Annotated in this window: 6 protein-coding genes; 4 read left to right on the top strand and 2 right to left on the bottom strand. The window is 74.3% G+C overall.

Features of this window, described 5'->3' with window-relative positions:
• Positions 1 to 188 (bottom strand): hypothetical protein (locus DMH08_RS42175; protein ID WP_442778673.1); only part of this gene is annotated, 188 nt, incomplete at its 3' end.
• Positions 189 to 304: 116 nt separating this feature from the next.
• On the opposite strand from DMH08_RS42175, the gene DMH08_RS37340 reads away from it, so the two are divergent.
• Together DMH08_RS37340 and DMH08_RS37335 are read left to right on the top strand one after the other, a co-directional pair.
• A complete protein-coding gene (locus DMH08_RS37340; RefSeq protein ID WP_125620937.1) occupies positions 305 to 2,926 on the top strand; it encodes a valine--tRNA ligase in 2,622 nt (873 codons plus the stop codon).
• 135 nt (positions 2,927 to 3,061) lie between these two features.
• The gene (locus DMH08_RS37335; protein WP_125620935.1) at positions 3,062 to 4,009 is read left to right on the top strand and encodes a hypothetical protein; all 948 of its coding nucleotides are present in this window, start codon (positions 3,062 to 3,064) and stop codon (positions 4,007 to 4,009) included.
• Here the strand turns inward: DMH08_RS37335 and DMH08_RS37330 are convergent.
• Entirely contained in the window at positions 3,969 to 5,186 is a 1,218-nt protein-coding gene (locus DMH08_RS37330; protein WP_125620933.1) for a hypothetical protein, read from the bottom strand. The genes DMH08_RS37335 and DMH08_RS37330 overlap by 41 nt on opposite strands.
• A 113-nt stretch (positions 5,187 to 5,299) precedes the next feature.
• On the opposite strand from DMH08_RS37330, the gene DMH08_RS37325 reads away from it, so the two are divergent.
• A complete protein-coding gene (locus DMH08_RS37325; protein ID WP_125620931.1) occupies positions 5,300 to 6,721 on the top strand; it encodes a bifunctional folylpolyglutamate synthase/dihydrofolate synthase in 1,422 nt (473 codons plus the stop codon).
• A 5-nt stretch (positions 6,722 to 6,726) separates the two neighbouring features.
• Positions 6,727 to 7,101 carry a DUF4233 domain-containing protein gene (locus DMH08_RS37320; RefSeq protein WP_125620941.1) on the top strand — a complete coding sequence of 125 codons (375 nt, stop codon included), beginning with the start codon at positions 6,727 to 6,729 and terminating at the stop codon, positions 7,099 to 7,101.
• Positions 7,102 to 7,269 lie beyond the last annotated feature (168 nt).

Genomic DNA, 7,269 nt, shown 5'->3' with positions numbered 1-7,269 from the left:
CTGCGCGAGCGCGAGGTCCCGTCGTGACCGGGACCGGGCAGGTGCTCGACACCCCGCTGACCCGGCTCACCGGGGTGCGGCACCCGGTCGTCCAGACCGCCAGGGGCGGGTGGGCCGGGCGAAGGGTCCGGGGTGCCCTGGTGGGCGGACGGACGGTCGGGGTCGAGGGGCGGGTTCCAGCCGCTCATGGGTCTCCTCTTCCGGGGGCGGGAAGGGTGGGCTGGGAGCGTGCCCACGGTCATTCCATTGACGCACGAGCGGGCTCGGGCGTTCTACCGTTCTCGTCCCCGTAGAATCATCAGCCGTGACACAGCCCAGCAATGAGCGCGGCCAGGGGGCCGCCGCGGACGTCGACCTGCCCACCCAGTACCGACCGGCGGACGTCGAGGGCAGGTTGTACGAGCGCTGGGTATCGGCGGGCCTCTTCGCCGCCGATCCGGCCCGCGACCCGTCCCGGCCCGCGTACTCGATCGTCATCCCGCCGCCCAACGTGACCGGATCGCTCCACATGGGGCACGCCCTCGACCACTCGATCCAGGACACGCTCGTCCGGCGCCGCCGGATGCAGGGGCACGAGGCCGTGTGGGTGCCGGGCATGGACCACGCCGGCATCGCCACCCAGAACGTCGTGGAGCGGGAGCTGGCCAAGGAGGGCCTGTCCCGGCACGACCTCGGCCGGGAAAAGTTCGTCGAGCGGGTCTGGCAGTGGAAGGCCGAGTCCGGGGGGCGGATCCTCGGGCAGATGCGGCGGCTCGGCGACAGCGTCGACTGGTCCCGCGAGGCGTTCACGATGGACGAGCCGCGGGCCCGCGCCGTCCGGACGATCTTCAAGCGGCTGTTCGACGACGGGCTCATCTACCGCGCCGAGCGGATCATCAACTGGTGCCCGCGCTGCCTCACCGCCCTCTCCGACATCGAGGTCGAGCACGCGGAGCGCGAGGGCGAGCTCGTGTCGATGCGGTACGGGTCGGGCGAGGACGAGATCGTCGTCGCGACCACGCGGGCCGAGACGATGCTCGGCGACACGGCCGTGGCGGTGCACCCGGACGACGAGCGGTACAAGCACCTGGTCGGGCGGGAGGTCGAGCTGCCGCTGACCGGCCGCCGCATCCCGGTCGTCGCGGACGAGCACGTCGACCCCGAGTTCGGCACCGGCGCGGTCAAGGTGACCCCGGCGCACGACCCCAACGACTTCGAGATCGGGCGGCGGCACTCGCTGCCGTCGCTGACCGTGCTGGACGAGCGCGGCGTGGTGACGGCGCACGGCCCGTTCGAGGGCCTCGACCGGTTCGAGGCGCGGCCCGCCGTGGTGGCGGCGCTGCGCGAGCAGGGCCGGATCGTCAAGGAGGTCCGTCCGTACGAGCACTCGGTGGGGCACTGCCAGCGGTGCGCGACGGTCGTGGAGCCGCGGGTGTCGCTGCAGTGGTTCGTGAAGGTCGAGCCGCTCGCGAAGGCCGCCGGGGACGCCGTCCGGGACGGCCGCGTGGCGATCCACCCGCCGGAGATGGCGGCCCGCTACTTCGAGTGGGTCGACAACATGCACGACTGGTGCATCAGCCGGCAGCTGTGGTGGGGGCACCGCATCCCGGTCTGGTACGGGCCGGACGGCGAGACCGCGTGCCCGGGCCCGGACGAGGAGCCGCCCGCCGGGTGGACGCAGGACACCGACGTCCTCGACACGTGGTTCTCGTCGGCGCTGTGGCCGTTCTCGACGCTCGGCTGGCCCGACGACACCCCGGACCTGAAGCGCTTCTACCCGACGTCCGTGCTGGTCACCGGGTACGACATCCTGTTCTTCTGGGTCGCCCGGATGATGATGTTCGGGCTGTACGCGATGGACGGCGTCCCGCCGTTCGGCACCATCGCCCTGCACGGCATGGTCCGCGACCAGTACGGCAAGAAGATGTCGAAGTCGTTCGGCAACGTCGTCGACCCGCTCGACTGGATCGACCGGTACGGCGCCGACGCGACCCGCTTCACGCTGCTGCGCGGCGCGAACCCCGGCGGGGACGTGCCGGTGGCCGAGCAGTGGGCGGAGGGCTCCCGCAACTTCTGCAACAAGCTGTGGAACGCCACCCGGTTCGCGATGATCAACGGCGCGCACGTCGAGGGCGACCTGCCGGACGAGCCGACGACCGTCGACGCGTGGATCCTGTCCCGGCTGCACGCGGTCATCGCCGAGGTGGACGCGCAGCTCGAGTCGTACGACTTCGCGAAGGCGTGCGAGACGCTGTACCACTTCGCGTGGGACGAGGTCTGCGACTGGTACGTCGAGCTCGCGAAGGTCCAGCTCGCGGACGACCGCGCGCCCGCGACCCGGCGCGTCCTCGGCGAGGTCCTGGACAACCTGCTGCGGCTCCTGCACCCGGTGATCCCGTTCGTCACCGAGGAGCTGTGGACGTCCCTGACGAAGGGCGAGACGATCGTGCGGGCGGCGTGGCCGTCGGCCGACCCGTCCCGCGCCGACCGGGACGCCGAGGGGCTGGTGGAGTCGCTGCAGCGGCTCGTCACCGAGGTCCGCCGGTTCCGCGCCGACCAGGGCCTCAAGCCGGGCCAGAAGGTCGCCGCCGCCCTGGAGTGGAACGGGTCCGCGCTGGCCGCGCACGAGGAGGGCGTCCGCTCCCTGCTGCGCCTGACCGCGCCGGGCGACGGGTTCTCCGCCACCGCGTCGCTGCCGGTGGAGGGCGTCGCGGTCCGGCTGGACACGGCCGGCGCGATCGACGTCGCCGCGGAGCGCAAGCGCCTCGAGAAGGACCTGGCCGCCGCCCGCAAGGAGGTCGACCAGGCGAACAAGAAGCTCGGGAACGAGGCGTTCATGGCGAAGGCGCCCGAGGCCGTCGTCGCGAAGAACCGGGAGCGGCTCGCGCAGGCCGAGACCGACATCGCGCGGCTGGAGGCCCAGCTCGCCGCACTGCCCGCGGGCTGACCCGAGCCCGCGCCGCGCCGGCGTCCCGTCCGGGGACGCCGGCCGGACCGTTCACCGTGCCACGCCGCCCGCGGAGGGTTACGATCCCCATGATCGCGGGCATTCCGGTCGCCTCGAGAACCCCCCGGGAGTGCAATGGCCGACTCACGTCCTCGGACCGACCCGCCGGGCCGCCACGCCGACGACGCGGCGCCCGGCGACGCCGCGCGCGCGCCGCGGGGGGACGGGACGGGCGAGTTCACGGTCGCGCCGACGCCGTGGGGCGACTCGGTGCCGTGGTGGTCGGCCGAACCGCGCGGGGCGACGGGCCCGCAGCAGGTCGCCGACCCGAGCGGCCCGCAGCGGCTCCCGTCCGACGGCACCGGCCCTCACCGCATGCCCAACGGCACCGGCCCCCACCGCATGCCGAACGGCACGGGACCGCACCGCACACCGAACGGCACGGGACCGCTCCCGCCCGTCCCGGACGTCCCCGCCCGGCGGGGCTCGGGGATGCTGCTGGGCGCGGGCGCGGGAGCCGTCCTGCTCGTGGTCCTGGTGGCCGGCGTGCTGCTGCTGCGGTCCGGTGACGCGACCGGGCAGACGTCCGGGGGGCGGGCACGGACGGCGAAGGCGTTCGAGTCGACGCGGACGATCACCGCCGGGGCCACCGCGGGCGGGCTGCGCCGCGACGCGCTGGCGCCCCGGGTCGCCGTCGCGTACCCGTTCGTGATGGGCGGCGTCCGGGCGGGCGGGATCCCGGCCGCGGGCAAGGGCGCCGCCGTCTACACCGAGGGCCCGGACGGGGTGTTCGACGTCCTGTTCGTCGGCGGCACGGGCCGGGTGGGGGACCCCGCGGCGTTCCTGCGGAAGATCCGCCCGACGACGTTCATCGCCTGGCAGAACGCCAACCCGGGCAAAGCGGGCGGCAACGCCGTCTGCGGGACGTTCGCCGTGCTGACCGACGTCCACACCTACTGCGCCTGGGCGACCGGCGACTCCTACGGCGTCGTCGCGTCCAACGTCGCCTCGCAGCAGCCCCGCTACGCGATGATGGACGCGCTCATGCTGCGGATCCGGGCGGACGTCGAGCGGGCGCGCTGACGAACAGCCGCTCGGTGTCGGCGTCCACGGCGTCGAGGACCGCCCCCGTGAAGTAGACGGTGCCGAGCGCGAGCACGCGCCGCCCGAGCGCGGCGATCGCCGCGGGCGTCACCGCCGCGGCCTCCACGGCCCGCCAGCCGGACGGCAGCGGCCGGGTGAACCGCAGGTGCGGCAGCGGCAGCCGGACGAACGTCACCGCGAGCCCGTCGAGCGCCGCCACGGCGCCGTCGAGGTCCTTGTGGTCGGGCAGGCACACCAGCACGTGGTCGACGCCGCCCCAGCGCCTGCGGGCCGCCGCGAGCGCCGCGCGGACGCCCGTCCGGTCGATGGCGGAGTCGACGAGCACCTCCGCGTCCGAGCCGGGCACGGGATGCGCCGACAGGCGCCCCGGCAGGACGACCGACGCGAGCACCTCCCGCGCGCGCTCCGCGGGCGCGTCGCGCCCGAGCAGCCGCCGGGCCGCGACGATCCCCAGCTCGGCGCTCGTCCGCCCGAGCCCGGACGGCAGGACGTCCGCGAACGCGGGATCGCCCGGGCGGACCACCTCGACGGGCGCGAGCGCGCCGGTCACCTCGGGCGACTGCGGCGCCGACACCAGCCGCGTCCCGGGCCCCGCCACGCCCCGCTTCTCCCGCGCGATCTCCGCCGGGGTGTCGCCGAGGACGCCCGCGTGCTCCAGGAACACGGGCGTGATCGCCGCGACGTCCGCGGGCACGAGGCTCACCTCGTCCGACCGTCCGCCCATCCCGGCCTCCAGCACGAACGCGTCCGCGCCGGCGCTGCGCGCCCGGAGCAGCCCGGCGAGCATGAACAGGCCGGCGGGCGACAGGTAGCCGTCCGAACGGGCGGGCAGCCCGGCGGCGCGCCGGTCCAGCTCCGCCGCCAGCGCGCCGAGCTCGCCGGCGGTGACCGCGCGCCCGTCGACCCGGATCCGGTCCCGGTTCGTCCGCAGGCCCGGGCTCGTCACGGTCACCACCCGCAGACCGGCCGCCGCCAGGTACGCCGACGCGTACACCGCCGCCGTGCCCTTCCCCTTCGACCCGACCACCGCGAGCACCGGCGCGTCCGGCGGCAGGACGCCCAGCGCGTCCGCCAGCGCCCGGGCCCGCCGCAGGCTCCGCCGCTCGCCGGGGGCCCGCGCCTCCCACTCCCGGAAGAACACCGCGTCCGCGTCCATGCCCCCATCATCGCCGCCCCGCGACGGGGCGGGGCGCGGCGGGAGCGCGGCGGGCTGCGGATAGGCTCGGAGCATTCCCTTCCGTCAAGCCGTCCGCCATCGCCAGGAGCATCGTGAGCCAGCCAGCCGAGCCGCTCGACTACCGGGACGCCGTGCGGGAGATCCGGAGCCGCGGCGTCGAGTGGGACATCGACCCCACGCTCGACCGCGTCCGCGACCTGGTGGACGTCCTCGGCGAACCGCAGCGCGCGTACCCGGTGATCCACATCGCCGGGACGAACGGCAAGTCCAGCACCGCGCGGCTCGTCGAGGCGCTGCTGCGCGAGCGCGGGCTGCGCACCGGCCTGTACACCAGCCCCGAGCTGAGCACGCTGCGGGAGCGGATCGCGATCGACGGGGAGCCGATCTCCGAGGAGCGGTTCGTCGAGGTGCTGCGGGACGTCCTGCCGTACGTCGGGATGATCGACGAGAAGCACGGGGTGCGGCTGTCGTTCTTCGAGGTCCTCACGGCGATGGCGTTCGCGGCGTTCGCGGACGCACCGGTGGACGTCGCGGTCGTCGAGGTGGGGATGGGCGGACGCTGGGACGCGACGAACGTCGCGGACGGCACGGTCGCGGTCCTCACGCCGGTCGGGCTCGACCACACCCGGTACCTCGGCGACACCCTGGAGGAGATCGCGGAGGAGAAGGCCGGGATCGTCAAGCCCGGCGCGGTCGCGGTGGTGGCGCAGCAGCCGGTGGAGGCCGCGGCGGTGCTGCTGCGCCGGGTCGCCGGGACGGGCGCGACGGCGGCCCGCGAGGGCATCGAGTTCGGCGTGCTGAGCAGGGACATCGCCGTCGGCGGCCAGCAGCTGCGGATCCAGGGCCTGCACGGCGTGTACGACGAGATCTTCCTGCCGCTGTTCGGCGAGCACCAGGCGGGCAACGCCGCGGTGGCGCTCGCGGCGGTGGAGGCGTTCGCGAGCGGCGCGCCGACGCGGGGCGAGCCGAACCTGGAGGCGGCCACCCGGATCGCGCCGGGCGAGACGTACACCGGCGGGGAAGCCGGGCAGCTCGACCCGGCGCTGGTCCGCAGCGGTTTCGCCAAGGCCGCGTCGCCGGGGCGGCTGGAGGTCGCCCGGACGAGCCCGACGGTGCTGCTGGACTCCGCGCACAACCCGGCGGGGATGGCCGCGACCGTCCAGACGATCACCGAGGCGTTCGGGTTCACCCGGCTGATCGGCATCCTCGCCATCGCCGAGGACAAGGACATCCCGGGCGTCCTGGACCAGCTCGAGCCGGTGCTGGCGGAACTGGTCGTCACCCGGAACTCGTCGCCGCGGTCGCTGCCGCCGGAGGAGCTGGCCGACGAGGCCGAGAGCGTGTTCGGGTCCGACCGGGTGCACGTCGCGGAGCGGCTGGACGACGCCATCGACCGGGCGATCGGCCTGGCCGAGGAGACCGGGGAGTACCGGGGCGCCGGGGTGCTCGTCACCGGTTCCGTGGTGACCGCCGGCGACGCGAGGACGCTGCTGCGCGTGGAGGAGGGGCGTTGAGCACGATGGCCGACGAAGTTTCGGGCGAAACGCGACAGAGTTCCGGACGACCGAAAAATCCGGTGCGGAGTTTGCTGTCCGCGGTGCTCACCTGTGAGGCGCTGATCATCGGCCTCGCCGCGCCCGTCGCGGTCACGGTGATGGACGTCCCGGGCGCCACCGCCGCGTGGGTGTGCGGCGGTCTCGCGGTGATCTGCCTGCTCCTGACGGGGATGCTCCGCTTCCCGTGGGCGGTCGCGGTCGGCGGCGTGCTGCAGGTCGTCATCATCGCGACCGGTTTCATGGTGCCGGCGATGTTCGCACTGGGCGCCATTTTCGGTGCGCTCTGGGCGACGGCGATTTGGATGGGACGCAAGGCGCGGGACGCCGCGGCACGCTAAATTCATCGGGGACGGCACCGTTCCATTCCGCCGAATTTCCCCGACCACTCCGCTCTCAATTCCGACATTTTTATCTTTCGGGAAAGCATGCGCGGCGGATGACGACTCCGAGGAGGAGGCGTGTCCCTGCCCGCAGAATCCACCCCCGCCGACCCCGACCCCACCGAC

It is taken from the genome of Actinomadura sp. WAC 06369, assembly GCF_003947565.1.
Taxonomy (GTDB): domain Bacteria; phylum Actinomycetota; class Actinomycetes; order Streptosporangiales; family Streptosporangiaceae; genus Spirillospora; species Spirillospora rifamycini.
The sequence above is the reverse complement of the archived record's forward strand: the minus strand, read 5'-3'. Positions and strand labels throughout refer to the sequence as shown.

Coding starts and splice junctions, on each gene's coding strand:
- DMH08_RS37335 (WP_125620935.1), top strand. CDS start 3,062: ATGGCCGACTCACGTCCTCGGACCGACCCGCCGGGCCGCCACGCCGAC.
- DMH08_RS37320 (WP_125620941.1), top strand. CDS start 6,727: ATGGCCGACGAAGTTTCGGGCGAAACGCGACAGAGTTCCGGACGACCG.
- DMH08_RS37330 (WP_125620933.1), bottom strand. CDS start 5,186: ATGGACGCGGACGCGGTGTTCTTCCGGGAGTGGGAGGCGCGGGCCCCC.